This is a genomic window from Myxococcus sp. CA056 (assembly GCF_013336715.1).
GTDB lineage: Bacteria > Myxococcota > Myxococcia > Myxococcales > Myxococcaceae > Myxococcus > Myxococcus llanfairpwllgwyngyllgogerychwyrndrobwllllantysiliogogogochensis.
In genome coordinates, this window is record NZ_JABUMT010000012.1 from 120,599 (window position 1) to 143,732 (window position 23,134).

At 69.4% G+C, this 23,134-nt stretch carries 20 protein-coding genes; 10 read left to right on the plus strand and 10 right to left on the minus strand.

Features of this window, described 5'->3' with window-relative positions:
* Positions 1-175: 175 nt before the first annotated feature.
* Positions 176-952 (minus strand): UPF0489 family protein, encoded by a 777-nt coding sequence (locus HUA76_RS34040; protein ID WP_141648867.1) that lies wholly within the window; start codon positions 950-952, stop codon positions 176-178.
* Between the two features lie 117 nt (positions 953-1,069).
* Here HUA76_RS34040 and HUA76_RS34045 point away from each other — a divergent pair, with 117 nt between their 5' ends.
* A complete protein-coding gene (locus HUA76_RS34045) occupies positions 1,070-3,277 on the plus strand; it encodes a S9 family peptidase (RefSeq protein WP_174457603.1) in 2,208 nt (735 codons plus the stop codon).
* Between the two features lie 142 nt (positions 3,278-3,419).
* Here HUA76_RS34045 and HUA76_RS34050 read toward each other — a convergent pair whose 3' ends face one another.
* The 3 genes from HUA76_RS34050 to HUA76_RS34060 all read right to left on the minus strand — a co-directional run bounded on the left by HUA76_RS34050 (position 3,420) and on the right by HUA76_RS34060 (position 7,908).
* Positions 3,420-3,623: a cold-shock protein gene (locus tag HUA76_RS34050; RefSeq protein ID WP_015352191.1), complete on the minus strand. Its 204-nt coding sequence runs from the start codon at positions 3,621-3,623 to the stop codon at positions 3,420-3,422.
* A 189-nt stretch (positions 3,624-3,812) separates the two neighbouring features.
* On the minus strand, positions 3,813-5,030 hold the full coding sequence (gene odhB / locus HUA76_RS34055; RefSeq protein ID WP_174457602.1) for a 2-oxoglutarate dehydrogenase complex dihydrolipoyllysine-residue succinyltransferase: 1,218 nt from the start codon (positions 5,028-5,030) through the stop codon (positions 3,813-3,815).
* A complete protein-coding gene (locus HUA76_RS34060; protein ID WP_174457601.1) occupies positions 5,020-7,908 on the minus strand; it encodes a 2-oxoglutarate dehydrogenase E1 component in 2,889 nt (962 codons plus the stop codon). The genes odhB and HUA76_RS34060 overlap by 11 nt, the downstream gene beginning before the upstream one ends.
* Before the next feature lie 295 nt (positions 7,909-8,203).
* Here HUA76_RS34060 and fabI point away from each other — a divergent pair, with 295 nt between their 5' ends.
* The 8 genes from fabI to HUA76_RS34100 all read left to right on the plus strand — a co-directional run bounded on the left by fabI (position 8,204) and on the right by HUA76_RS34100 (position 17,160).
* Positions 8,204-9,037 (plus strand): enoyl-ACP reductase FabI, encoded by an 834-nt coding sequence (fabI, locus tag HUA76_RS34065; protein ID WP_141645697.1) that lies wholly within the window; start codon positions 8,204-8,206, stop codon positions 9,035-9,037.
* Positions 9,038-9,201: 164 nt separating this feature from the next.
* Positions 9,202-9,588: a response regulator gene (locus HUA76_RS34070; RefSeq protein ID WP_141645696.1), complete on the plus strand. Its 387-nt coding sequence runs from the start codon at positions 9,202-9,204 to the stop codon at positions 9,586-9,588.
* Between the two features lie 4 nt (positions 9,589-9,592).
* Positions 9,593-10,459 (plus strand): response regulator, encoded by an 867-nt coding sequence (locus tag HUA76_RS34075; protein WP_141645695.1) that lies wholly within the window; start codon positions 9,593-9,595, stop codon positions 10,457-10,459.
* On the plus strand, positions 10,456-11,685 hold the full coding sequence (locus tag HUA76_RS34080; RefSeq protein WP_174463188.1) for a protein-glutamate O-methyltransferase CheR: 1,230 nt from the start codon (positions 10,456-10,458) through the stop codon (positions 11,683-11,685). Before HUA76_RS34075 ends, HUA76_RS34080 begins: the two co-directional genes overlap by 4 nt.
* Positions 11,682-12,227, plus strand: a complete 546-nt coding sequence (locus HUA76_RS34085; protein ID WP_141645693.1) for a chemotaxis protein CheW — start codon at positions 11,682-11,684, stop codon at positions 12,225-12,227. The genes HUA76_RS34080 and HUA76_RS34085 overlap by 4 nt, the downstream gene beginning before the upstream one ends.
* The gene (locus tag HUA76_RS34090) at positions 12,217-14,388 is read left to right on the plus strand and encodes a response regulator (RefSeq protein ID WP_174463189.1); all 2,172 of its coding nucleotides are present in this window, start codon (positions 12,217-12,219) and stop codon (positions 14,386-14,388) included. Before HUA76_RS34085 ends, HUA76_RS34090 begins: the two co-directional genes overlap by 11 nt.
* Positions 14,385-15,455 carry a chemotaxis protein CheB gene (locus tag HUA76_RS34095; RefSeq protein WP_174457598.1) on the plus strand — a complete coding sequence of 357 codons (1,071 nt, stop codon included), beginning with the start codon at positions 14,385-14,387 and terminating at the stop codon, positions 15,453-15,455. Before HUA76_RS34090 ends, HUA76_RS34095 begins: the two co-directional genes overlap by 4 nt.
* 88 nt (positions 15,456-15,543) lie before the next feature.
* Positions 15,544-17,160: a methyl-accepting chemotaxis protein gene (locus tag HUA76_RS34100; protein WP_174457597.1), complete on the plus strand. Its 1,617-nt coding sequence runs from the start codon at positions 15,544-15,546 to the stop codon at positions 17,158-17,160.
* Positions 17,161-17,253: 93 nt separating this feature from the next.
* On the opposite strand, the gene clpA is transcribed toward HUA76_RS34100, so the two are convergent.
* The 5 genes from clpA to HUA76_RS34125 form a co-directional block, all read right to left on the minus strand.
* Positions 17,254-19,569, minus strand: a complete 2,316-nt coding sequence (gene clpA / locus HUA76_RS34105) for an ATP-dependent Clp protease ATP-binding subunit ClpA (protein WP_174457596.1) — start codon at positions 19,567-19,569, stop codon at positions 17,254-17,256.
* A gap of 3 nt (positions 19,570-19,572) precedes the next feature.
* Positions 19,573-19,896: an ATP-dependent Clp protease adaptor ClpS gene (locus tag HUA76_RS34110; RefSeq protein WP_141645688.1), complete on the minus strand. Its 324-nt coding sequence runs from the start codon at positions 19,894-19,896 to the stop codon at positions 19,573-19,575.
* A gap of 43 nt (positions 19,897-19,939) precedes the next feature.
* Positions 19,940-21,100 carry a GNAT family N-acetyltransferase gene (locus tag HUA76_RS34115; RefSeq protein ID WP_174463190.1) on the minus strand — a complete coding sequence of 387 codons (1,161 nt, stop codon included), beginning with the start codon at positions 21,098-21,100 and terminating at the stop codon, positions 19,940-19,942.
* A 76-nt stretch (positions 21,101-21,176) separates the two neighbouring features.
* Entirely contained in the window at positions 21,177-21,617 is a 441-nt protein-coding gene (locus HUA76_RS34120; protein WP_141645686.1) for a hypothetical protein, read from the minus strand.
* A 39-nt stretch (positions 21,618-21,656) separates the two neighbouring features.
* On the minus strand, positions 21,657-22,229 hold the full coding sequence (locus HUA76_RS34125) for a DUF2378 family protein (RefSeq protein WP_141645685.1): 573 nt from the start codon (positions 22,227-22,229) through the stop codon (positions 21,657-21,659).
* A gap of 197 nt (positions 22,230-22,426) precedes the next feature.
* Between HUA76_RS34125 and HUA76_RS34130 the strand changes: the two genes are divergently transcribed.
* Positions 22,427-22,993 carry a NifU family protein gene (locus HUA76_RS34130; RefSeq protein ID WP_141645684.1) on the plus strand — a complete coding sequence of 189 codons (567 nt, stop codon included), beginning with the start codon at positions 22,427-22,429 and terminating at the stop codon, positions 22,991-22,993.
* Between the two features lie 17 nt (positions 22,994-23,010).
* On the opposite strand, the gene HUA76_RS46160 is transcribed toward HUA76_RS34130, so the two are convergent.
* Complete coding sequence (locus tag HUA76_RS46160) at positions 23,011-23,133, minus strand: hypothetical protein (RefSeq protein WP_256433652.1); 123 nt, start codon at positions 23,131-23,133, stop codon at positions 23,011-23,013.
* Between the last annotated feature and the right edge of the window lies 1 nt (position 23,134).

Genomic DNA, 23,134 nt, shown 5'->3' on the forward strand with positions numbered 1-23,134 from the left:
CAGCTTGTCGTTGTCGCGCTGAGTCGCCACGAACGGGTGCCGGCTCGCTCACGGCGGCTCGTTCCGCTTGTCGTTGTAGCGCTGAGTCGCCACGAACGGGTGCCGGCTCGCTCACAGTGGCTCGTTCAGCTCGCCACGTTCGCGCGGAGTCACTCCGAACCGGCGCCGCCGTGCCTCACGGCGGCTCGACGCGCAGTAGCTCGCGGAACAGAACCTCCGCCGCATCGCGGAACAACTCACCGGAGGCGAGCAATCCACCGCAGTGATGCGGCTCGCGCGCCAGCGTCATCGCCACCGTGCGCTTCAGCACCGCGTCCCAGAAATCCTCGGAGCCCTCGGGCAGGAGGAACTCGCGGATGATGGCGCGAGGCCACGGAATCACCGTCGTCGGGTCCGCGTCGCTCAGCGACGTGAAGCAGTCCAGGTCGATGTCGAGCAACACCTGGTCCGCGCGCTCCAGGACATCTCGCACCGCGTCACCGGGCGCGGGGTGATTCCACGCCTCGGACGCGCGGTCCACGGTGGGCACCACCACCAGTCGGTGCGAGCGACCCTTCGTGTCCACGTAGGTCTCGCCCGCGAAGGAGCCCCGGGGCCGAGTCCTGGCCACCAGCAAGGCATCCCCCACCAGCCCCGCCTCCATGGCCGCGAGGATGTGGTCGTAGTTGCGCACGTCCAGCGACCACCGGGCGTGCTCGTCCAGCGCGCGCAGTCCCGCCGAGCGGTCGGGCACCTTCCCGGGCTCTCGCGGCACCACCACGTCCAGGTGCCTGTCGAGCGTCACCAGGAGGGCAGGGGAGCCCGACTCCCCGAGCGCGCACGCCCACGAAGGGAGCGCCAGCCGATGGGGGTCGAAGACATAGGCGTCCGAGGGCCCTCGCCCGCCTCCCAGCCCCAGTCGGATGATGCCCGCCAGCCTCAGGTGCCGCGGGGCGTCGTCTTCGGTCTGCATCCCTCGGGAATCCTCACGTCCGTTGTGGGTTTGCTCAGCTTGCGCGGCGGCCGAGTGTAGGCTCCCCCGCACCTTTCCGTGAAAGGAGCCCCGCCACCGGCGGGATTTCGACGACCCATGCGCCAGGTACTTACCGCCGCGCTCCTCTTCGTGAGCACGTCCGCACTCGCCCAGGAGATGAAGCCCCTACCCATGTCCCAGACGGAGCGGAAGCAAGACACCTTCCTGCGACAGCTCACGGAGACCCGCAACTTCTCGAGCGGTCGCCCGGTGAGCATCAAAATCACCCCCGACGAGAAGCAGGTCCTCTTCCTTCGCACCCAGCCCACCTCCAACGTGCAGACGCTCTACGCGTTCGACGTGGCGTCCGGGCAGACGAAGGAGGTCCTCACTCCCGAGGCGATTCTCAAGGGCTCCGACGAGACGCTCACCCCCGAGGAGAAGGCCCGCCGCGAGCGCATGCGCGTCAGCGCCCGAGGCTTCACCTCGTACCAGGTTTCGGATGACGGCACGCGCCTGCTCGTCCCCTTGTCCGGCCGCCTCTACGTGGTGGAGCGCGCCAGCGGCAAGGTGACGGAGCTCAAGACGGGCCCCGGCGTGCTGGACCCGCGCTTCTCCCTGGACGGCAAGCAGGTGGCCTATGTCCGGGACAATGACGTCTACCGAATCGACGTCGCCGCGAACAAGGAACAGCGGGTCACCAAGGGCGGCTCCGACGCGAAGTCGCACGGCGTGGCCGAGTTCGTCGCCCAGGAGGAGATGAGCCGCTTCTCCGGTTACTGGTGGAGCCCGGACGCGAAGTCGGTGGCCTACACCGAGTCCGATACCGCCGAGGTGGAGAAGCTCACCATCGTCGATGTGATGCACCCCGAGCGCGGCGGCGAAATCTTCGCGTACCCGCGCCCCGGCAAGCCCAACGCCAAGGTGCGCCTGGGTGTCACCCCCGTCACCGGCGGCAAGACGACCTGGGTCCAGTGGGATGCGGCGAAGTACCCGTACCTGGCCACCGTGACGTGGGCGAAGGGCGCCCCGCTCACCATCCTCGTGCAGAACCGGGTGCAGACCGAGCAGCAGCTGCTCGCGGTGGACCCCGCCACGGGCAAGACGCGCGAGCTGCTGGTGGAGAAGGATTCCGCCTGGCTCAACCTGGAGCAGGACTTCCCGCTGTGGCTCGAGGATGGCAGTGGCTTCCTCTGGTACACCGAGCGCAACGGCGGCCCCGAGGTGGAGCAGCGCAAGGCGGACGGCTCGCTGGAGCGCAGCGTGGTGAAGCCGGACGCGGGCTTCCGCGGCATGACGCGCTTCGTCCAGAAGGACCACACCCTGTACTTCAACGGCGGCCCCAACCCCACGCAGAGCGCGCTGTGGCGCGTGAAGGCGGGCGGCGCGCCGGAGCGCGTGACGGGCAACAAGGACGGCGTCGAAGGCGGCTCCGCCTCACGCGACGGCAACGTGCTCGTCGTCAACGGCTCCAGCCTGAAGAGCATGAGCCGCACCCAGGTGCTGCGCGCGGATGGGACGAAGCTGGGCGAGCTGCCCGAAGTCGCGCAGGAGCCGCCCTTCATCCCCAACACCGAGGTGCGGCAGGTGGGCCCCAAGGGCTTCTGGGCCTCCATCACCCGCCCGCGTGACTTCAAGGCGGGCAAGAAGCTGCCCGTCATCGTGGAGGTCTACGGCGGCCCCACCACCACCGTCGTCCACCACAGCATGGCGGCGCACCTGATGCCGCAGTGGATGGCGGACCACGGCTTCATCGTCGTGAAGTTCGACGGGCGCGGCACCCCGCTGCGCGGCGCCGCGTGGGAGCGCGAGGTGAAGTACGACTTCGCCACCATCACGATTGAAGACCAGGCCGCCGCCATCCAGGAGCTGGCGAAGGTGCTGCCGGAAATCGACATCAACCGCGTGGGCATCGAGGGCTGGAGCTTCGGCGGCTACATGGCCGCGCTCGCCGCCCTCCAGCGCCCAGACGTCTTCAAGGCCGCGGTGGCCGGCGCCCCGGTGGTGGACTGGCTCGACTACGACACCCACTACACCGAGCGCTACCTGGGCCTGCCCCAGGAGCACCCGGAGGCGTACGAGAAGAGCTCGCTGCTCACCTACGCGAAGACGGACAAGCCCATTGGCAAGCTGCTGCTCATCCACGGCACCGCGGATGACAACGTGTACTTCTTCCACACGCTCAAGCTCAGCGATGCGCTCTTCCGCGCCGGCAAGCCCCATGAACTCCTGCCGCTCAGCGGCCTGACGCACATGGTGCCGGACCCGCTGGTGAAGGAGCGCCAGTGGGAGCGCGTCATGGAGCACTTCAAGAAGAACCTGTGATGTGATTCCGGGCTCCGGGCGTTCGCGCCCGGGGCCTGTCCCCGTACCCCGCAAAAGCAAGAGGCCCGGTTCCCTCAACTCCAGGGGCGGGCCTCCGTTCATCGGCCCTCCGCGCGGAAGGGCCAGGACCTACGACGACGTTTCAGCCCGCGCGAACGTTCTGCGCCTGCAGACCCTTGGGGCCGCGCGTCACCTCGAACTCCACCTTCTGACCCTCGGCGAGGGTGCGGAAGCCATCCATGTTGATGGCGGTGTGGTGGCAGAAAACGTCCTCACCTCCGCCGTCCTGGGTGATGAAGCCGAAGCCCTTCGCGTCGTTGAACCACTTCACGGTACCGGTTGCCATTGCACTTCCTTCAGTCTCGCGGGGCGACGTGTGAGAGCCGCCCGTTCTTCCCGCCCCCCGACGACCGGGAGACAATGTCCAGTTGTAGTGAAACGCCTGCCTGGAAGTCCAGCCAGCGGCCTGGAATGCCCGAGTTGCACTGAGCTCGGGCCTCCCTGGTAAGTCGCGGCGCGGCGCGTCACCTACAACTCAGACGTCGAGGAGAAGGCGCTCCGGGTCCTCGATGCACTCCTTCACGCGCACGAGGAACTGGACGGCCTCGCGGCCATCGATGAGCCGGTGGTCGTAGGTGAGTGCGACATACATGATGGGGCGGATGACAATCTGCCCGTCGCGGACGACGGCGCGGTCCACGATGTTGTGCATGCCCAGGATGCCCGTCTGCGGCGGGTTGATGATGGGCGTGGACAGCATGGAACCGAAGATGCCGCCGTTGGTGATGGTGAAGGTGCCGCCCTGGAGGTCGGCCAGGCCCAGCTTGTCGTTGCGAGCCCGGGTGCCCAGGTCCGCGACGCCCTTCTCCAGCTCCGCCAGGGACAGCTTGTCCGCGTTGCGCAGGACGGGGACGACGAGGCCGCGGCTGCCGCTCACCGCCACGCCGATGTCGTAGTAGTGCTTGAAGATGACGTCTTCGCCGTCAATCTCCGCGTTGACCTGGGGGAAGGCCTTGAGGGCTTCAATCGACGCGCGGACGAAGAAGCTCATGAAGCCCAGCTTCACGCCGTGCTTCGCCTGGAACTTCTCGTTGTACTTCTTGCGCAGCGCCATCACCTCGCCCATGTCCACCTCGTTGAAGGTGGTGAGCAGGGCGGCGTTGGACTGGGCCTGGATGAGGCGCTCCGCCACGCGCTTGCGCAGGGGCGTCATGCGGACGCGCTCCTCGCGGGCGGCGTTGGGGCGGGGGCCCGAGGGCTGGGCGGGGGCGGCGGGCTGGGAAGGCGCGGCCGGGCGGTTGAGCTGACCGAGCACGTCCTCCTTGGTGATGCGGCCGGCGGTGCCGCTGCCCTTGAGCTGGGTGACGTCCAGCTTGTTGTCCTCCGCCATCTTCCGGGCGGTGGGCGTCATCCGCGCGTCCGCGCCAGCGTCGGCGGGGGCGGCGGCGACAGGGGCCGGGGCAGCAGCCGCGGCGGGAGCCGGAGCGGCGGCGGGCTTCGCGGCGGGAGCGCCGGCACCCGCCTCGATGAGGCCGAGCACGTCACCCACGCGCACCTTGTCGCCCTCCTTGAAGGCGACGCTGGCCAGGGAGCCGGCCGAGGGCGAGGGCACGTCGATGGTGACCTTGTCGGTCTCCAGGACGACGAGCGGCTCGTCCGCGGACACCGCGTCACCCTGCTTCTTGTTCCACTTGCCGACGACTGCTTCGGTGATGGACTCGCCCAGCGGGGGCACTTTCAGTTCAACGGCCATTCTTGGTCCCTCGGAAGATGGCTTCCTCGATGATGAGCTGTTGCTCGATTTCGTGAGTCTTGGGGAAGCCGGTTGCGGGGCTGGCGGCCTCCGCGCGGCCGATGTAGCCCAACTTCACCTGCTGCTGCGAGCGCGACGAAGCCAGGTCGTGCAGTCGCGGGAACATGAAGTGCCACGCGCCGGCGTTCCGGGGCTCCTCCTGCACCCAGAAGATCTCCGCGAGCTTCGGCAGCTTGCCGACCAGGTTGGCCAGCTCGTCGAAGGGGAACGGGTAGAGCTGCTCCAGCCGGACGATGGCGATGCTGTCGTCCTTGCGCTCGTCGCGCGCCTTCACCAGGTCGTAATAGACCTTGCCGCTGCAGAGCAGCAGCCGCGTCACGCCTTCCGGGGCGACCTTGTCCAGGATGACCTCCTGGAAGGAGCCCGTGGCCAGCTCGTCCAGCTTGCTGGTGGCCTCCGGCCGGCGCAGCAGGCTCTTGGGCGACATGATGACCAGGGGCTTGCGCACCGGGCGCAGCACCTGACGGCGCAGGAGGTGGAAGATCTGCGCGGGCGTGGTGGGGTAGCAGACCTGGATGTTGTCCTCGGCGGACAAATCCAGGAAGCGCTCCAGGCGAGCGCTCGAGTGCTCGGGGCCCTGGCCCTCGTAGCTGTGCGGCAAGAGCAGGGTGATGCCGCTGAGCCGGCGCCACTTGCTCTCCGCCGCCGCGATGAACTGGTCGATGATGATTTGCGCGCCGTTGGCGAAGTCACCGAACTGGGCTTCCCAGATGGTGAGGCCGTCCGGCACGTCCAGGCTGTAGCCGTACTCGAAGCCCAACACGCCCATCTCCGACAGGGCGCTGTTGACGACCTGGAAGCTGGCGCGGCCGGTGGCGAACTGCTTGAGCGGCGTGTACTCCTCGCCCGTCTGCACGTCGTGCAGCACCGCGTGGCGGTGGCTGAACGTGCCGCGCTCGCAGTCCTGACCGGACAGGCGCACCGGGTGGCCCTCGGAGAGCAGGGTGGCGTAGGCGAGCGTCTCGCCCTCGCTCCACTGCAGTTCCTCGCTGTCCAGCATGCCCAGGCGCTTCTTGATGACGGTGCGCTCCACGTCGCGGTGGACATGGAAGCCCTCGGGCACCGTGCTCAGTTGCTGGAGCGCGCCGCGCAGCTTCGCCTTGTCCACGCGGGTGGCGACCTGGGGCGCGTTCTTCACCGAGCCGCCCTGGTAGGGCTTCCACAGGCCCTCCAACGCGCTGGGCTCCTTGAACTGGCTCTCCTGCCGTGCGCGGACGAGCGCCGCGTCGAACTCCTGGAGGCAGCGCTGCTTGATGGCCTCCGAGTCCTCCGCGGAGATGCGCGACTGCTCCGCCAGCGCCTTCGCGTAGAGCGTGCGCACCGTCGGGTGCTTGCGGATGAGCTCGTACATCGCCGGCTGGGTGAAGGACGGGTCGTCACCCTCGTTGTGGCCGTAGCGCCGGTAGCAGATGAGGTCGATGACCACGTCGCTGTGGAACGTCTGCCGGTACTCGGCCGCCAGCCGCGCCACGTGGACGCACGCCTCCGGGTCATCCCCGTTCACATGGAAGATGGGGATGTCCAGCATCTGCGCGATGGCCGTGGCGTAGATGGAGGAGCGGGAGTCATGCGGGTCGGTGGTGAAGCCGACCTGGTTGTTGATGACGACGTGGATGGTGCCGCCCGTCGCGTAGCCCTTGAGGCCGGACAGGTTGAGCGTCTCCGCGACGACGCCCTGGCCCATGAAGGCCGCGTCGCCGTGGATGAGCAGGGGCATGACGCCCACGCGCTCGGTGTCCCCGCCGCGCTCCTGCTTGGCGCGCACGCGGCCCTCCACCACTGGATTGACGGCCTCCAGATGGCTGGGATTGAAGGCCAGCGACAGGTGCACGTTCTTGCCCTGGCGCGTGGTGTGGTCCGACGAGAAGCCCATGTGGTACTTCACGTCGCCGCGACCCAGGTACGCCTTGGGGTCCTTGGGGCCGTCGAACTCGCTGAAGATCTGGCTGGGCTGCTTGCCCAGGATGTTCGTCAGCACGTTGAGGCGGCCGCGGTGGGCCATGCCGATGACGATCTCCTTCAGGCCCATGCCCGAGCCGACCTCGGCGATGGCATCCAGCATGGGGATGAGCGCCTCGCCACCGTCCAGGCTGAAGCGCTTGGCGCCCACGTACTTGGTGTGGAGGAAGTTCTCGAAGCCCTCCGCGTAGGAGAGCTTGGTGAGCAGGTGGCGCTGATCCTCCACGGTGAAGTCCGTGCGGTTCTCGCTGTGCTCCATCCGCTGCATCAGCCAGCGGCGGCGCTGGCTGTCGAGGATCTGCATCACCTCCACGCCGATGCTGCCGGTGTAGGTCCTGTGCAGGCGCGTCAGGAGGTCGCCAAGCTTCACGCGCTGCTGCGGGAAGGTGTTGCTGCTCTCCACCTCCTGCTCACGCTCGCGCGCGGAGAAGTGGCTGTCGTCCACCATGCCCACGTCCGCGACGTGCTCCAGCGCGGGGCGCGGGCGGCCGAGCGGATCCAGGTTCGCGCGCAGGTGGCCGCGCAGGCGGAAGGCGAACAGCGCCTGGTCCACCTTCGACTGCAGCTCCAGCGCCTGGGCCTGGGCCGTGCTGGCGGGAGCCACGGGGGCAGCGGCGGCGGGCGCGGGCGTCTGGGCCGCGGCCGGAGCCTTGCCATTGGCCTTGGCCGCGGGTGCGGCCGGCGTGGGGGCCTCCAGCAGCTTCGCGTTGAAGATGGGACGGCCGGCACCATCGTTTCGCTCGAACACCTCGCGCCAGCTTGAATCCACGCTGGCGGGGTCCTCGAGATAGCGGGCGTAGAGCCCCTCGATGAAGTCGATGTTGGCGCCGGAAAGGAACGTGTCCTGGAAGTTCGCCATGGCGGTGTCGTCTTTTACTGGAAGGGCGCCCCGTTGGGGGTTTTTCGCGGCATCTTTGTTGAGCCTCGGGGGGCACCCCAGGGGTATGGCCGCTTCAGGGGAGCAGGAGGATTCATGCCCCTGTTGAGCGCAGCTTCACCCTTGGAATTCCCACGGACCGAAACCCTGCTTCCTCCCCGGGATGGGAAGACCCGGACACCCGGGGACTCCCATCGCCCGTTTCGTCCCGTTTCGGGCGAAAGGAGTGCTAGACAGCCCGCTCCCCACCCCTTCCTCTCCCACGAGGCCGCCGCACATGCTGCTCCAGGGTAAGAAGCTGCTCATCACCGGGGTCCTCACTCCCCAGTCCCTCGCCTTCGGCATCGCCGAGCACGCGCTCGCGCAGGGCGCGGACATCGTCCTGACCGGCTTTGGCCGGGCCAAGTCGCTCACCGAGCGCAGCGCCAAGCGCCTCAAGGCGGGCACCGAGGTGTTGGAGCTGGACGTGACGAACCCCGCCCACTTCACGGCGCTCACGGAGTCGCTCAAGCAGCGCTGGGGCCGGGTGGACGGGGTGCTGCACAGCATCGGCTATGCCCCGGACGACGCGCTGGGCGGCAACTTCCTCAACACGCCCTGGGAGAGTGTCCAGACGGCGTTCCGCATCTCCGCGTTCTCCCTGAAGGAGCTCGCCGTGGCGTGCATGCCGCTGATGCCCCCGGGCGGCTCCATCGTCGCGCTGGACTTCGACAACCAGAACGTGGCGTGGCCCATCTACGACTGGATGGGCGTGTGCAAGGCCGCGCTGGAGTCCACCGCGCGCTACCTGGCGCGCGATTTGGGCCCCAAGGGCATCCGGGTGAACATCCTGGCCGCGGGGCCGCTGGCCACCATGGCGGCGAAGGGCATCCCCGGCTTCAAGGCGCTGGAGCAGGGCTGGGGCAAGCAGGCCCCCCTGGGCTGGAACTCCAAGGACAGCCACGACATGGTCTCCAAGACCGCGTGCGCCTTGTTGTCCGACTGGCTGCCCTCCACCACGGGCGAAATGATCCACGTGGACGGTGGCTACCACGCGATTGGCGCACCGCCGGTGGACCTCAAGGCGGACGAGGGGGCACAGCCCGCAGCATCCAAGCCGGCGAGCGAGTAGGCCGGAGGGGGCGAACCCCGAGGTCATCCGACACCTGCCCGCCCGCTGTCACGGCGGGCGGACCCCCCCGCTATCTACCGTGTGAGGCCTCACGGTAGAGTCTCCAACGTTTCGCAGGGGTATCCCGCCGCGTGGGCGAGCCTTTGCGCAGGAGCCGTGGCACCGTGAGCACCAACAGCACCAAGGTCTTGCTGGTGGACGACAGCCCGACCGTTCGGAACATCGTCAAGATCTACCTCATGAACCTCCGGGTGGAGGCGCTGGAGGCGGACGATGCGACACGCGCACTGAAGATCCTCCAGCTCGTCCCGGTGAACCTGGTCATCGCGGACATCAACATGCCAGGGATGGATGGCATCACCTTCGTCAAGGAGGTGAGGGCCAGCCGCAACGCGCAGCTGCGCACGGTGCCCATCCTGCTGTTGACGGCGGAGAAGAGCGTGGACCTGCGCCAGCGCGGCACGGAGGCGGGCGCCAACGCCTTCATCCAGAAGCCGGTGTCCCACCACGAGCTGACGGAGACCGTCCGTCAGTTCCTGTCCAAGGCCTGATGCCGTGAGCCTGCCGTCCCTGCTGCTCGTCGACGACAGCGACGCCATCCTGGCGCTCGAGCGCGCCATCCTCTCCGGCCACTACACCATCCACACGGCGAGCAACGGCCGCGAGGCGTTGGAGAAGGTCTCCCGCCTGCGGCCCGCCGCGGTGTTGCTGGACCTGTCCATGCCGGAGATGGACGGCGACGAGGTCCTCCAGCGGATGAAGTCCGACTCCGCCACGGTGGACATCCCCGTCATCATCATCTCCTCGGAGAAGTCTCGCGCGGAGGCGTGCATCGGGTTGGGGGCGGAGACGTTCCTGGCCAAGCCCTTCCGCGCCGACGAGCTCCTGCTCGCGGTGGGAGAGGCGCTGGCCAACTCGCGGCGGCGCGCGCGCACCGGCTCGCTGCTGGTGCTGCGGGTGACGGTGGGCACGCTGGAGTTCGCCATTCCCCTGGACTCGGTGCGCGAGGTGCTGCTGCACCCGGCGACGCGGCCGTTGCCCACGGCGCCTTCGTACCTGCGTGAATACGTGGAGGTGCGGGGCGAGGCGCTGTGCGTGCTGGACGTGGCGCGGCGGCTGAGCGTGGAGCACTCGATGCCGCGCGTGGAGCGCATGCTGGTGGTCATCCAGGTGGACGGGGTGGCGCTGGCGCTCGCGGTGGACACGGTGAAGGACCCGGAGGAGTACGCGGCGGCGGACATCGACCGGCGCGAGCGTGTGGGCGGCGCGGACCACGGCCCGCTGCGCGAGGGGCTCATCGGCATGTTGCGCTCGGGTGGCCACCTGCTGCCCATCCTGGACCCGCGGGTGTTCGTCGCGCGCGGCCTGCTGCGGGAGCTGCCTCGGATGGTCGAGGCCGCGGAGGCCAGGCGGAGCGCATGAGCGCAGAGCTCGACCCGCGGCTTTTGACCCGAGCGCGGGAGGTGGTGTCATCCATCACCGGCTTCCGCGACGACGCCATCGCCAACGAGGCGATGGAGCGCGTCGTGCGTGGAGAGCTGGCGCGCGGACGCTCGTCGGCGGACCTGCTGGGGGAGATGCTCTTTCCCCAGTCGACGCTGTCCGGCACGCTGGTGCGCGCGGCCCTGGTGGGGGAGACGTACTTCTTCCGCCAGCCCGAGCACTTCCGCTACCTCTCCCAGGTCGGCGTGCCCGCGGCCCTGCGCCGGGGCTCGCTGGCGCTGCGCGGCTGGAGCGCGGGCTGCGCCACGGGCGAGGAGGCGTACTCGCTGGCCGCCGCGCTGCAAGCCTCCGTGCCCCACGGCTTCCCGGTGGAGGTGCTGGGCACGGACCTGCACGAGGCCAGCCTGGAGACGGCGCGGCGTGCCTCGTACGGCACCTGGTCCCGGCGCGAGTCGGCGCCCCGCCTCTTCCCGCTCTATCTGGACGGCGTGGACCGACAGGTCACCATCCTCCCCGTCGTCCGGCGCATCACCTCCTTCGCGCAGTCCAACCTGCTGGCGCCGCTGCCCGAGCGCTTTGGCCGCTTCGACTTCATCTTCTGCCGCAACGTGCTCACCTACTTCTCCCTGTCCGCGCGGGAAGCGGCCATCGCCCTGCTGGCCCGGGCGCTCAATCCGGGCGGGTTGCTCTTCCTGGGCGCCGTGGAAGCGGACCGGGTGCCCGCGGGCATGGTTCGCGAGGGCACGCCGGAGCTCCAGACGTTCCGTCTGCTGGGGCCGGGCGAGTCCGCCTCGCCCACGCCCGTGCCCCGCTTCGTGGAGCGCGCCGCGCCGCCCGCGCCCCTCATCCGTCGTCCCATGGCCACGCCCGCGCCCGTGCGCGCGCAGGTGACGCCGCCGCCGCCGCCCGCGCGACTCCACCTGGAGGCGCTGGAGCGAATCGAAGGGGGCGACGTGGACGGTGCGTCGGCGGTGCTGGAGTCGCTGGTGCGTCAGGCGCCCGACTATCTGCCGGGCCTGCTGGAGCTGGCGCTCCTGCGCGAGCGCTCCGGGGCTCGCGAGGCGGCGGTGCCGCTGATGCGGGCTCTGCGCATGCGCGCGGAGAGACTTCCTCCGGACCAGCTCGTGGACGGGCCCGAAGCCCTTCCGGCGCGGTTCTATCAGGCGTCCGCTGACGCCTACCTCAACCTGGGGGCGCTCGAATGAAAATCCTTCCTCGGAGCATGGAGGAGGCTCAGGAGCAGGAGGCGGTGGAGCTCCTGGAGCGGCGCGCGTCCCGGCTGCGTGAGCAGGCGGAGACAACCGTCGAGGAGGCGGTGCATTGGATCGCCGAGTTCCCCCTGGGCGAGGAGCGCTACGCGCTCTCCCTGGAGATGCTCCGCGCGGCGCTGCCGCTGCGCATGGTGACGCCGGTGCCGCTGTCCGCCCCCCATGTCGTCGGGGTGCTGCGCTTCCAGGGCCAGGTGCTCTCCGCGCTCAGCCTCGCGTCCATGCTGGGAGGCCATGGCTGGCGGCAGGACCCGGCGGTGCTGCTGGTGGTGGACCGAGGCGACGGCGAGCTGTGCGCGCTGGACTGTGAGGCCATTCCCCGGCCCACCACCCTGCCCATGAGCGTGGTGGAGGCCGCGCGCGTGCGCGCCGAGGGGCCGGTGATGGAGGTCTTCACCCAGGACCGCCAGCTCATCCACCTCATCGACCTCAAGCGCCTGTTCACCACGCGCTCGACGGGAGGACGCAATGCCCGTTGACCCGATGCTGCAGGGGCTCGTCACGGGCTTCGCCGTGGAGGCCCAGGAAGTCATCCAGAAGGTCACCATGGACCTGCTGGAGCTGGAGCGAGAGGGCCTGGATGCGGGCGCGCTCGCCAGGCTCTACGTCCGGCTGGGCCGGCACCTGCACACCCTCAAGGGCAGTGCCTCCAGCCTGGGCCTTCAGGATTTGGGCGACATCGCCCACAAGCTGGAGGACGCGCTGGCTCCGCTGAAGGCGAGCACGCGCAAGATGCCCCGGTCCGTGGTGGACGTGCTGCTGCACGGCCTGGACCTCTTCATGCTGCGCGCCCAGGCCCACGCGGATGGGCGGGGTGACGCGCTGCCCGACCCGGCCGCCGCGCTGGCGCAGTTGGTGGCCGAAGGGCCCCCGCCCGAGACGGTGGGGGCGCTGCTGGCGGGCGCGGCCACCGCGTCGGCCCCCGTCGAGGCCTCCGCGACGCCCGAGGAGAACGCGCTGGTCGAGGCCGCGTCGGCGCTCAATCCGCAGGACGCGGTGCCAGAGTCGGCGGACACGGGCTGGCGGGTCAGCGTGCGGCAGGTGACGTCGCTGATGCGCGAGGTGGAGCGCCTGCGCGAGGTGCGCCTGCGGGTGGAGGAGCGAGGCCGCGAGCTGGACCGCGTGGTGACGGTGCTGGCCAAGCAGGGGCTGCTGGCGGAGACGGCCGAGGCGCGCACGCTGCTGTCCGGCACGTCGCGCTCGCTGCGCACCGATGGCGAGGAGACGAGCGACATCGTCGACGCGCTGGAGGATGGCCTGAAGGCCATCACCACGCGCCCGGTGCGCACGATTCTGGACCCGCTCCAGCGCATGGTGCGAGACCTCTCGCGCCAGCTCGGCAAGGAGGCCCGGCTGTCCGTCGTGGGCTCGGAGCTGTCGCTGGACAGGCGCCTGTTGGAGAAGCTCCAGGGCGCGCTGGTGCACCTGCTGCGAAACGCGGTGGACCACGGCCTGGAGATGCCGTCCCAACGCGAGAAGGCGGGCAAGCACCACGAGGGCGCGCTCACGCTGCGCATCGAGCAGCAGGGCAACCTGCTCTTCCTGGAGTGCTCGGACGACGGCGCGGGCATCGACGTGATTCGCGTGCGCAAGGTGGCCGAGTCGCGCGGGGTCGTCACCTCCGACGAGGCGGAGCGGCTCAACGAGAACCAGGTGCGGGACCTCATCTTCCGCCCCGGCTTCAGCACCCGCTCCGACGTGACGGACACCTCCGGCCGCGGCGTGGGACTGGATGCGGTGCGCGCGTCGGTGGAGGGGCTGCAGGGCCGCATCGAGGTGAACAGCACGCCGGGCCAGGGCACGCGCTTCGTGATGACGCTGCCGGTGGACCTGGGCAGCTCGCCGGTGCTGGTGGTGCGCGCGCTCGAGCAGCTGGTGGGCCTGCCGATGCTGGCGGTGGAGGCCACGCAGCTGGCGCGCGCGGACTCGCTGCGCATCGGCAAGCGCAAGGCGCACCTGGAATACCAGGGGCAGTTGTTGCCGGTGGTGGACCTGGGAGCGCGGCTGGGCCTGCGGGCCCTGGCGCCTCCGGTGGAGGGACAGCCGCTGCTCATCGTCCAGAGTGGCGGCAAGCGCGTGGCGCTGGGCGTGGACGCCGTGGTGGGAGACCGGGACCTGGTCATCCGTCCGCTGCCGTCCGAGGTGCGGGACGTGCCCGCCTGGCAGGGCGCGGCGACGCTGAGCCGGGGTGAGCTGTTGCTCATCTGCCGGCCGGACTGGCTGGTGACGGAGTCGGGGCAGGCCGCGGTGGCCGCGCAGCGCCGGGCGCTGGTGGTGGACGACTCGCTCACCGCGCGCGCGCTGCACCGGGCCATGCTGGAGGCGGGTGGCTTCAGCGTGCATCTGGCGGCCAGTGGCGCACGCGCCCTGGACCGGCTGGCGACGGACACGTACGACGTCGTCATCTGCGACCTGGACATGGAGGAGATGGACGGAACGCAGCTCATCGCCCGCCTGCGCGAGAAGAAGGAGACGTCGTCCTTGCCCGTCATCCTCGTCTCCGCGCATGACAGTGCCGCCGCGCGGGAGCGGGGCATGGCGGCGGGCGCGGATGGCTATCTCAGCAAGCGCGAGTGTGCCGCGGGTCGGCTCCTCGCCGAGGTGCTCGACGTGATGAGTCGCAGGGGAGGGCGCGCATGAACACCCGTCGCCCGATTCGCGTGCTGGTGGTGGACGACTCGCCCACCATGGCCAATACGCTCACGGCCCTGCTCACCGAGGACTCTCGCATCGAGGTCGTCGGTCGGGCTGGGGATGGCAACCGGGCCGTGCAGCTCGCGCGCCTGCTCCGTCCAGACGTCATCACCATGGACCTGCTGTTGCCGGGCCTGGACGGGCCGGCGGCCATCGCGGCCATCATGTCCCAGTCCCCCGCGCGGGTGCTGGTGGTGAGCGCCGTGGCGGAGCAGCGCGGCGTGGACCTGGGCTTCCAGGCGATGAGCGCCGGCGCGCTGGAGCTCATCGGCAAGCCCAACGTCACCAACGTGGAGGAGCTGCGCCGGTGGGGGCGCGACCTGGCCCACTCGGTGTGCCTCATGGCGGAGGTGCCCGTCATCTCCCGCCGCCAGCGCGCCAACTCCGTGACGCCGCCGCCCATCGGCGCGCGGGTGGACGTCTTCGGCGTGGTGGCCTCCACCGGAGGCCCGCCCGCGCTGGCGGAGCTGTTGTCCAAGCTGCCCCGGGACCTGCCGGTGCCGCTGCTCATCGCCCAGCACATCACCGTGGGCTTCACCCAGGGCATGGTGCGCTGGTTGTCCCAGGTGACGCCGCTGACGGTGGACGTGGCCCGGGACGGCGAGCGGCTGGAGCCGGGCAGGGTGTACTTCCCCCAGGATGGGCAGGACTTGCTGGTGGACTCCGCGGGCCTCGCGCGCATGCAGCGCAGCCGGGGAGGGCCCTGTCCCAACGGCGATGTGCTGCTGTCGTCGCTGGCCTCGGCGTTCGGCCGGCGCAGCGGTGGCGTGGTGCTCACGGGCATGGGCGAGGACGGCGCGCGGGGCCTGTTGGCCATCCGCAACGCCGGGGGTGTCACCTTCTCCCAGGACGAGGCCACGTCCGTCGTCTACGGCATGCCGCGCGCGGCGCTGGAGTTGCGCGCCACGGACCAGGGCGTGCCGCTGGCCTCCGTGCCGGACCTCATCCTCCAGAGCTGCATCCCTCCCAACTTCCGCTCCGGTGGGCGCGGAGAGGGCGGAGTGGGCCGATGACCTCGCCCGTGCATGCTAGTCCCGAGTCGTTCGCATTCGCCCCGCGCTCGCGCGGGCGTCGTCCCGAAGTTTTCCGGGTGGTGATGCCGTGAGCACCGAACAGACCTCGTTCACCACGCAGCTTGGCCAGCAGTTCCGTCAGTCGCTCGGACTGGCGCCGAAGCTCGTCCTCGTCACCACGCTCGTCAGCGCCACGGTGGCCGCCATCCTCACCGGCATCGCCACGCGGCGGCTGGAGAGCGACCTCATCGACAGCCACATGGGAGAGGGGCAGCTCTTGTCCCGCAGCCTGGCGGTGGCCGCCGAGCAGGGTGTGACGGCGGGTATCGCCGCGCTCCAGCCCATGCTGGACGTGTCGCGCACCAGCGAGGACATCACGTACGTCTTCCTGGCGGACGCCACCGGCAACGTCCTGGCGCACAGCCTCCCCGGCGCCTTTCCGCAAGCGCTGAAGGAGGCGACGGCGGCGCAGGGCGAGGTGAGCGCGGAGACGGGCTGGGGCGCCGTGCTGGAGGTCGAATCCGAGGGGAAGACGCTCCACGCGATGAACGTGTCGGCGCCAGTGGCCGGTGGCCGGCTGGGCGCGGTGCACGTGGGCATCTCCCGGGACCACATCGACGACCTGGTGTCCGCGCTGCGCTGGCGGATGATGGGCTTCGCGCTCCTCCTGGTCGCCCTGGGCGTGGCGGTGGCGGCGGCCTTCGGGCGCAGCATCGTCCGGCCCATGCGTGAGCTGACGGAGGTCGCCGGCCACATCGTCGAGTCCGGAGACCTCACCCGTCCCATCCAGGTGAAGAGCGGCGACGAGGTGGGCCGGCTGGCCAACTCCTTCGCGCAGATGGTGGCCCGGCTGCGCGAGGTGACGCTCAACCTCCAGCAGGCCGCGCAGGCGCTCACGCAGTCCACCGAGCACCTCAACACCTCCTCCACGGACCAGGCGCAGACCATCTCCCGTCAGGCCGCCGCGCTCCAGGAGACGCAAGTCACGGCGCAGGAAATCAAGCAGACCTCCATGCTGGCCGCGCAGAAGGCGGAGAGCGTGTTGTCCGTGGCGGAGCGCGCGGACGCGCTGGCCCGCTCGGGCGAGGCCGCGATTGAGCAGACGATGGCGGGCCTCAACGACATCCGCGTCCAGGTGGGCGAGATTGCCCAGAAGATTCTCGAGCTGGGCGAGCGCACGCAGCAGATTGGCGGCATCACCCAGACGGTGAAGGACCTGGCGGACCAGTCCAACATGCTCGCGCTCAACGCGGCGATTGAGTCGGTGCGCTCGGGGGAACACGGCAAGGGCTTCGGCGTGGTGGCGCGAGAAATCCGCGCGCTGGCGGACCAGTCCATCCAGGCGACCACGCGGGTGCGCGAGCTCCTGGACGACATCGCCAACTCGGTGACGGCCGCGGTGCGAATCACCGAGCGCGGCGCCGAGCGCATGGAGGCGGGCCTGGCCCAGGTGCGCACCAGCGGGCAGAACCTGCGCGAGCTGTCGTCCATCGTCCAGGACAACGCCGCCGCCGTCCGTCAGATTGCCGCCGCAGTGAGCCAGCAGAACGTGGGCATCAACCAAATCACCCTGGCCGTGAATGACCTCTCCAAGATGATGGATGAGACGGTGGCCCGCATCGGCTCCACGGGTGAGGCGGCCACCACGCTGCAAATCATCTCCGAGCAGCTCTCCAGCGCGGTGAAAATCTACCGCGTCGAGTAGCGCCGCCCGGCGGCACCCTGGATGCGAAGAGGCCCCGACTCCCTCACCTGGGAATCGGGGCCTCTTCATTTCCGGACGTCCGCGCGCGGGCTGCTACGCCAGCGCGGGCTCGGGCTGCACCGCAATCGCCTGGAGCTTGAGCCCCTCGCCACCCGGGTCCACGTCGTAGCGGGCGGTGCCGCCGTTCTTCAGGTCACCGAAGAGCAGCGCCTCCGCGAGGAGCTTCTTTAGCGCGTTGTCCACGAGGCGCGCCATGGGCCGGGCACCGAAGGCCGGGTCATAGCCATGCTCGGCCAGCCACGCGCGGGCGGCCGGCGTCAGCTCCAGCTTCACCTTCTTCTCATCCAGCATCTTCTGGAGGAGGCGGACTTCCTTGTCGACCACCTTGAGGATGATTTCAGGCGGCAGACCGGAGAAGAGAATCCACCCGTCCAGCCGGTTGCGGAACTCCGGCGTGAAGGTGCGCTCAATCGCCTTCTTCGCGCGCATCGCGTCGGCCGGCTTCGTCAAATCGCCGAAGCCGATGGACTTGGTGCTCATCTCCTGGGCACCCGCGTTGGTGGTGAGGATGAGGACGATGTTGCGGAAGTCGGCCTTGCGACCGTTGTTGTCCGTCAGCGTCGCGTGGTCCATCACCTGGAGCAGGATGTTGAAGAGGTCCGGGTGGGCCTTCTCGATTTCATCCAGCACCACCACTGCGTACGGATGCTTGCGCACCGCGTCCGTGAGCAGGCCGCCCTGGTCGAACCCGACGTAGCCCGGAGGCGCGCCGATGAGCCGGCTCACCGTGTGCTTCTCCGAGTACTCGCTCATGTCGTAGCGCAGGAACTCCACGCCCAACGTCTGCGCGAGCTGCTTGGCCAGTTCCGTCTTGCCCACGCCCGTGGGGCCCGAGAAGAGGAACGAGCCGATGGGCTTCTCCGGCGCACGCAGACCCGAGCGCGCCAGTTTGATGGCGCCGACCAGGTCCTTGATGGCGCTGTCCTGCCCGAAGATGACCGCCTGCAGCTCCTTCTCCAGATTCTGGAGCTGGACGCCTTCGCTGGCGGACACGCTCTTGGCGGGAATCTTCGCCATCTTCGCGACGACTGCCTCCACGTCCGCGCCGGTGACGGTGTTGGTGCGCACGCCCTCCGGCTTGAGCTTCTCCGCCGCGCCCGTCTCGTCGATGACGTCGATGGCCTTGTCCGGCAGGAACCGGTCATTGATGTGCTTGGCCGCCAGCTCCGCCGCCGCGCGAATCGCCTCCGGCGTGTACTTCACGCCGTGGTGCTCCTCGTAGCGGCTCTTCAGTCCCTCCAGGATGAGGACGGTGTCCTCGACGGAGGGCTCGGCGACCTCAATCTTCTGGAAGCGCCGCGACAGCGCGCGGTCCTTCTCGAAGGACGACTTGAACTCCTGGTACGTCGTCGAGCCGATGCAGCGCAGCTTCCCGCTCGCGAGCGCCGGCTTGAGGATGTTGGACGCATCCATGGAGCCGCCACTGGTGGCGCCCGCGCCGACAATCGTGTGGATTTCGTCGATGAAGAGGATGGCGTCCTTCTGCTCCTGGAGCGCCTTGAGCACGCCCTTGAGCCGCTCCTCGAACTGGCCGCGGAACTTGGTGCCCGCGAGCAGCGAGCCCATGTCCAGCGAGTAGACGACGGCGTTCTTCAGGGGCTCCGGGACGCGGCCCTCGTGGATGTAGAGCGCCAGGCCTTCGGCGATGGCCGTCTTGCCCACGCCCGCCTCGCCCACGTAGAGCGGGTTGTTCTTCCGGCGGCGGCTGAGCACCTGGATGGTGCGCTCCAGCTCCTTGTCGCGGCCGATGAGCGGGTCGATTCGCCCCTCCTTGGCCTCGATGTTGAGCTGGGTGGTGTACACCTCCAGCGGGTTCTTGCGCGGGGACTCCCCTTCGTCGTCGTCACCCGCGGGCGCGTTTCCGCCCGGGGCGGCCTCGGACGCGTCGTCGTCGCCGGCCTCCTCGTCCTTGGAGATGCCGTGGGAGATGTAGTTGAGCAAATCCAGCCGGGTGACTCCCTCCTGCTGGAGCAGGTAGAGGGCCTGGCTCTCCTCCTCACGGAAGAGGGCCACCAGCACGTCGCCCCCGTCGATGAGCTTCTGCTCGGCGGACAGGGCGTGCATGGCGGCGCGGTGGAGCACGCGCTCCACGCCAATCGTCTGCTGCGGCTCGGCCTCCACCCCGTCCGGCAGGCGTTCGACCGTCTCCTCCAGGAAGGAGACGAGCCGCTCCTGGAGGCGCTTCACGTTGGCCCCACACGCCTTCAGGACCTCGCGCGTGCGCGAGTCCTTGGTGAGCGCGAGGAGCAGGTGTTCCAGCGTCAGGTACTCGTGGCTCATCTTCCGCGCCTCTTCCAGGGCGGTGCGGAAGCTGGCCTGCAACTCTTTGGCAATCAGCGGTCCTGCCACGGTTCAACCTTCCTCGGGTTCCATGGAGAGCCGCAGCGGGAACCCATTGTCCCGAGCCGCGGCCTCCACCGTCTTGAGCTTCGTCTCGGCGACCTCGAACGTATAGACGCCGGCCACTCCGACTCCGTTGTAATGAACGTGCAGCATGATCTGCACGGCATCCGACTCCGACTTGTGGAAGACCTCCCTCAGGACGGCCACCACGAACTCACGCGTCGTGTAATTGTCGTTGTGCAGAAGCACTTTGTAGAGCGTCGGTTTCTTGAGCTTCTGCTTGGGTACGGTCTCCGTGACGACGGAGCTATCGTGCTCGTCCTTCTGCGCCATAGGTTCTTCGGACTCCCTTTGATGACCGCGGAAGCGGGCCGTTTCAGGCCTCTCCCTTGAAACCTGTCTCCGCCCGCCACTGAGGCAGCCCTCCCCGGACGGCTGCCCGCTCGTGCTCCAGGAAGCCACGCACCGCCCGCTCCAGCCCGGGGTGGAGGAGCAGGTGGGCACTGTACGTGAGGCGAGGCTCGAAACCCCGGGTGAGCTTGTGCTCACCCCCCGCGCCAGGTTCGAAACGCGTCAGCCCCTGTCCAATCGCCTCCGTCACGGGGTGGTAGAGGCAGACGTTGAAGTGCAGGAACGGATGCTCCTCGAAGCAGCCCCAATAACGGCCGTAGAGGACCTGTGGCGCCCTGAAGTTGAACGCGCCGGCCACCAGCGCCCCTTCCCTCCGGACCTCCACCAGTTCGCAGCGGTGCCGGAAGTTGGAGAGCATCCGCGCGAAGAAGTCGCGCGTGAGGAAGCGCGCGCCCCACGGGTACTTGTCCACCGTGGAGACGTAGAGGCGGTACAGCGTGTCCACGTCCACCGACTGGAGGGCCTCGCCTCGCAGGGTGCGCAGCGTCAGGCCCTGTTCGGCGGGGGCGCGCATCTCCCGCCGCAGCTGGTTGCGCCGCTTGGAGTGGAAGCGGGCGAGGAAGTCCTCCATCGACTGGTAGCCGGCGTTGCGCCACTGGTACTGGACGCCCAGCCGCAGGGCGAAGCCCTGGGCCTCCAGCGTGGGCAGCTCCTCCTCGGTGGGAAAGAGGACGTGGATGCCGGAGAGGTGCTCGGCGCGGGCGAACTCCAGGGCGCCGGCATACAGCTCCGCCTCGCGGGCCGCGCGGTCCTCGCCGGGCGCCACCAGCACGCGCCGGCCGGTGGCGGGAGTGAAGGGGACGGTGAAGACGAGCTTCGGGTAGTAGCGCAGGCCCGCGCGCTCGGCGGCGGTGGCCCAGGGCGCGTCGAAGATGAACTCCCCCTGGCTGTCGTCCTTGAGGTACGCGGGCGCGGCGGCGACGAGGCGCGAACCCCTCCACAGCGTCAGGTGCCGGGGGTGCCAGCCGCGCTCCGGCACCGCGCTGCCGCTGTCCTCGAGCGCGGCCAGGAAGGCCCACTCCAGGAAGGGCAGGGCCGCCTCGTCCACGAGCCCGTTCCACAGGGACGCGGGCACCTCGTGGATGGAGGGCAGGATGCGCAGGGTGGTGGGCAGCGGGGTGGACATCGGCGTCGGCGCACGGTGGGTTCGTGGGGTCAGCCTATAACGACGGCGGGCCCCCCTTGCCACGGCCGGCCGGCCCCTACTTCCCGCGTGTCAATTCGGCGGCAAGGAAGCGGCCTGCTTCGGCCAGGCCAGCGTCGCCTCGTCGACGTCCCTCCTCGGTCTCCATGACCCGGCGGGCCGCGTCGCTGGCGGTGCCGGCCTCCAGGTCCGCCAGGACGAGGAACGCGCTCCATGCGGGTGACGCGGGCGCCACGCGGCCCGGGCGGGTGGGGCGGTCCGACAGGGTGGTGGCGACCTTCTCCAAGAGCCCGTCGTCATTGAGCCGCTTCGCGGTGCCCTTCATGGAGGCCCACGCGGACTCCAGCAGCGCGGGCAGCATCCTCCCGGCGAGGGCGGCGGACAGCCGCTGTCCGGCCTCCTCCTCGTCGATTTGATGCGCCTGGGCGTAGGTGGGGGCCAGCTTGGCGATCACCACCGCACGGGTGGCGAGATGGGCAAGTCGGGGAGGGTAGGACATGGGCGCTCCAGTGGGCGCCGTCGACGACCCGGGCGCGAGTTACCAGCGGACCAGCAGACGGTAACCGTCCGCGCTGCGCTCCTCTACCGTGATTCGCGGCTGGGCGTTGGCCAACTCCAACATCCGCTCCAGGCCACCGGCCATCAGGTCCGGTCTGTTGTAGCGGTCGGTGATGTGCAGCCGCCGGCCTCGCTCGCCCACCTGGGACATGGTGATTTCGATGTCCGCGCGGCCCATCATCGCCAGGTAGCGGGGGATGCGCTCCGCGGCGCGGGCGGGGCCAATCATGGGCAGGGCCACCGCCGCCACGCGCCCCACCAGCGTCTCCGCGAAGCCGTTGACGAGCGTGCGGCCGACCTGCCGGTAGCCCTCCTCGTCATTCAGCTCTCCGAAGGCCTCCTGCCGGGCGAGGGCCGCCGCGCGCTGCCAGACCTGGACGGGGTAGTCCATCTCCGGCCGCTTGATGTCGTAACCCAGCGCGGCCAGCTCCTCCACCAGCCGTCCCGAGGCCTTCAGGCCCCGCACGAACAGGCCCTCCAGCACGCTTCCGGGGATGCGGGGCGGCGGAGGCTGGACCTGCTCGACGGGTCGGCGCAGCGGACTGATGGCCATGTGAAGCTCCCAGGGGAGCAGAGGTCCGTCCACCATAGTGGAGTTCCGTTTCTGCCGCGAATTCGGGCTGTTCTTTTATTTCCCGATGAGTCACGGGAAGCGGACGTGGCGGGGAGGGGAGCGTCGGTTTGATTCCCCGAGGGTCGGGTTGCTATGGGGCCGCGAGCGCCTTAGAGGAGAGGACCGAGGAGAACTGCATGTCGGTGAACATCCAGCTGGAATGGACCCCCAACCCGAGCACGCTGAAGTACGTGGTGGATCGGCGACTGTTGGCGGGCGGCGCGGTGAGTATCACGAATCCCCAGGATGCCCAGGCGAAGTCGCCCCTGGCGCGCAAGCTCATGGACGTGCGCGGCGTCACGGCGGTGATGATTGGCACCAACTTCGTGACGGTGACGAAGGGTGACGAGGGTGAGTGGGACGAACTGAATGACCAGGTGATGGAGACGCTGGATACGCACCTCACGGCGAACGAGCCGGTGGTGGACGAGGAAGCCATCGCGGCGGCGCGTCAGGCGACCGCGAGCGACGGTGGCGGTTCGGTGGAGGCCCGCATCCGGGACATTCTGGACGCGGAGATTCGTCCGGCGGTCGCGATGGATGGTGGCGACATCACGTTGGACCGCTTCGAGGACGGCATCGTCTACCTGCACATGAAGGGCTCGTGCGCGGGTTGTCCGTCGTCGACGGCGACGCTGAAGATGGGCATCGAGGGGCGCCTTCGGGAAATCATTCCCGAGGTCCTCGAGGTGGTGTCCATCTGAGGCGCAACGTCAAGGCTTCACAGGTCCGGCGGGAGCTCCTGCCGGACCAGTCGCAGGCGCTTCTGCGTGAGCTGCACCTGCTCACGCGCGAGGGTCACCTCAACGCGGATGCGCTGCGCAAGCTCAAGCAGGTCAACCACC

Excerpts from the sequence above, each read along its gene's own strand:
- HUA76_RS34040 (WP_141648867.1), bottom strand. The coding sequence starts at position 952 with ATGCAGACCGAAGACGACGCCCCGCGGCACCTGAGGCTGGCGGGCATC.
- HUA76_RS34045 (WP_174457603.1), top strand. The coding sequence starts at position 1,070 with ATGCGCCAGGTACTTACCGCCGCGCTCCTCTTCGTGAGCACGTCCGCA.
- HUA76_RS34050 (WP_015352191.1), bottom strand. The coding sequence starts at position 3,623 with ATGGCAACCGGTACCGTGAAGTGGTTCAACGACGCGAAGGGCTTCGGC.
- odhB (WP_174457602.1), bottom strand. The coding sequence starts at position 5,030 with ATGGCCGTTGAACTGAAAGTGCCCCCGCTGGGCGAGTCCATCACCGAA.
- HUA76_RS34060 (WP_174457601.1), bottom strand. The coding sequence starts at position 7,908 with ATGGCGAACTTCCAGGACACGTTCCTTTCCGGCGCCAACATCGACTTC.
- fabI (WP_141645697.1), top strand. The coding sequence starts at position 8,204 with ATGCTGCTCCAGGGTAAGAAGCTGCTCATCACCGGGGTCCTCACTCCC.
- HUA76_RS34080 (WP_174463188.1), top strand. The coding sequence starts at position 10,456 with ATGAGCGCAGAGCTCGACCCGCGGCTTTTGACCCGAGCGCGGGAGGTG.
- HUA76_RS34085 (WP_141645693.1), top strand. The coding sequence starts at position 11,682 with ATGAAAATCCTTCCTCGGAGCATGGAGGAGGCTCAGGAGCAGGAGGCG.
- HUA76_RS34090 (WP_174463189.1), top strand. The coding sequence starts at position 12,217 with ATGCCCGTTGACCCGATGCTGCAGGGGCTCGTCACGGGCTTCGCCGTG.
- HUA76_RS34095 (WP_174457598.1), top strand. The coding sequence starts at position 14,385 with ATGAACACCCGTCGCCCGATTCGCGTGCTGGTGGTGGACGACTCGCCC.
- HUA76_RS34110 (WP_141645688.1), bottom strand. The coding sequence starts at position 19,896 with ATGGCGCAGAAGGACGAGCACGATAGCTCCGTCGTCACGGAGACCGTA.
- HUA76_RS34115 (WP_174463190.1), bottom strand. The coding sequence starts at position 21,100 with ATGTCCACCCCGCTGCCCACCACCCTGCGCATCCTGCCCTCCATCCAC.
- HUA76_RS34120 (WP_141645686.1), bottom strand. The coding sequence starts at position 21,617 with ATGTCCTACCCTCCCCGACTTGCCCATCTCGCCACCCGTGCGGTGGTG.
- HUA76_RS34125 (WP_141645685.1), bottom strand. The coding sequence starts at position 22,229 with ATGGCCATCAGTCCGCTGCGCCGACCCGTCGAGCAGGTCCAGCCTCCG.
- HUA76_RS34130 (WP_141645684.1), top strand. The coding sequence starts at position 22,427 with ATGTCGGTGAACATCCAGCTGGAATGGACCCCCAACCCGAGCACGCTG.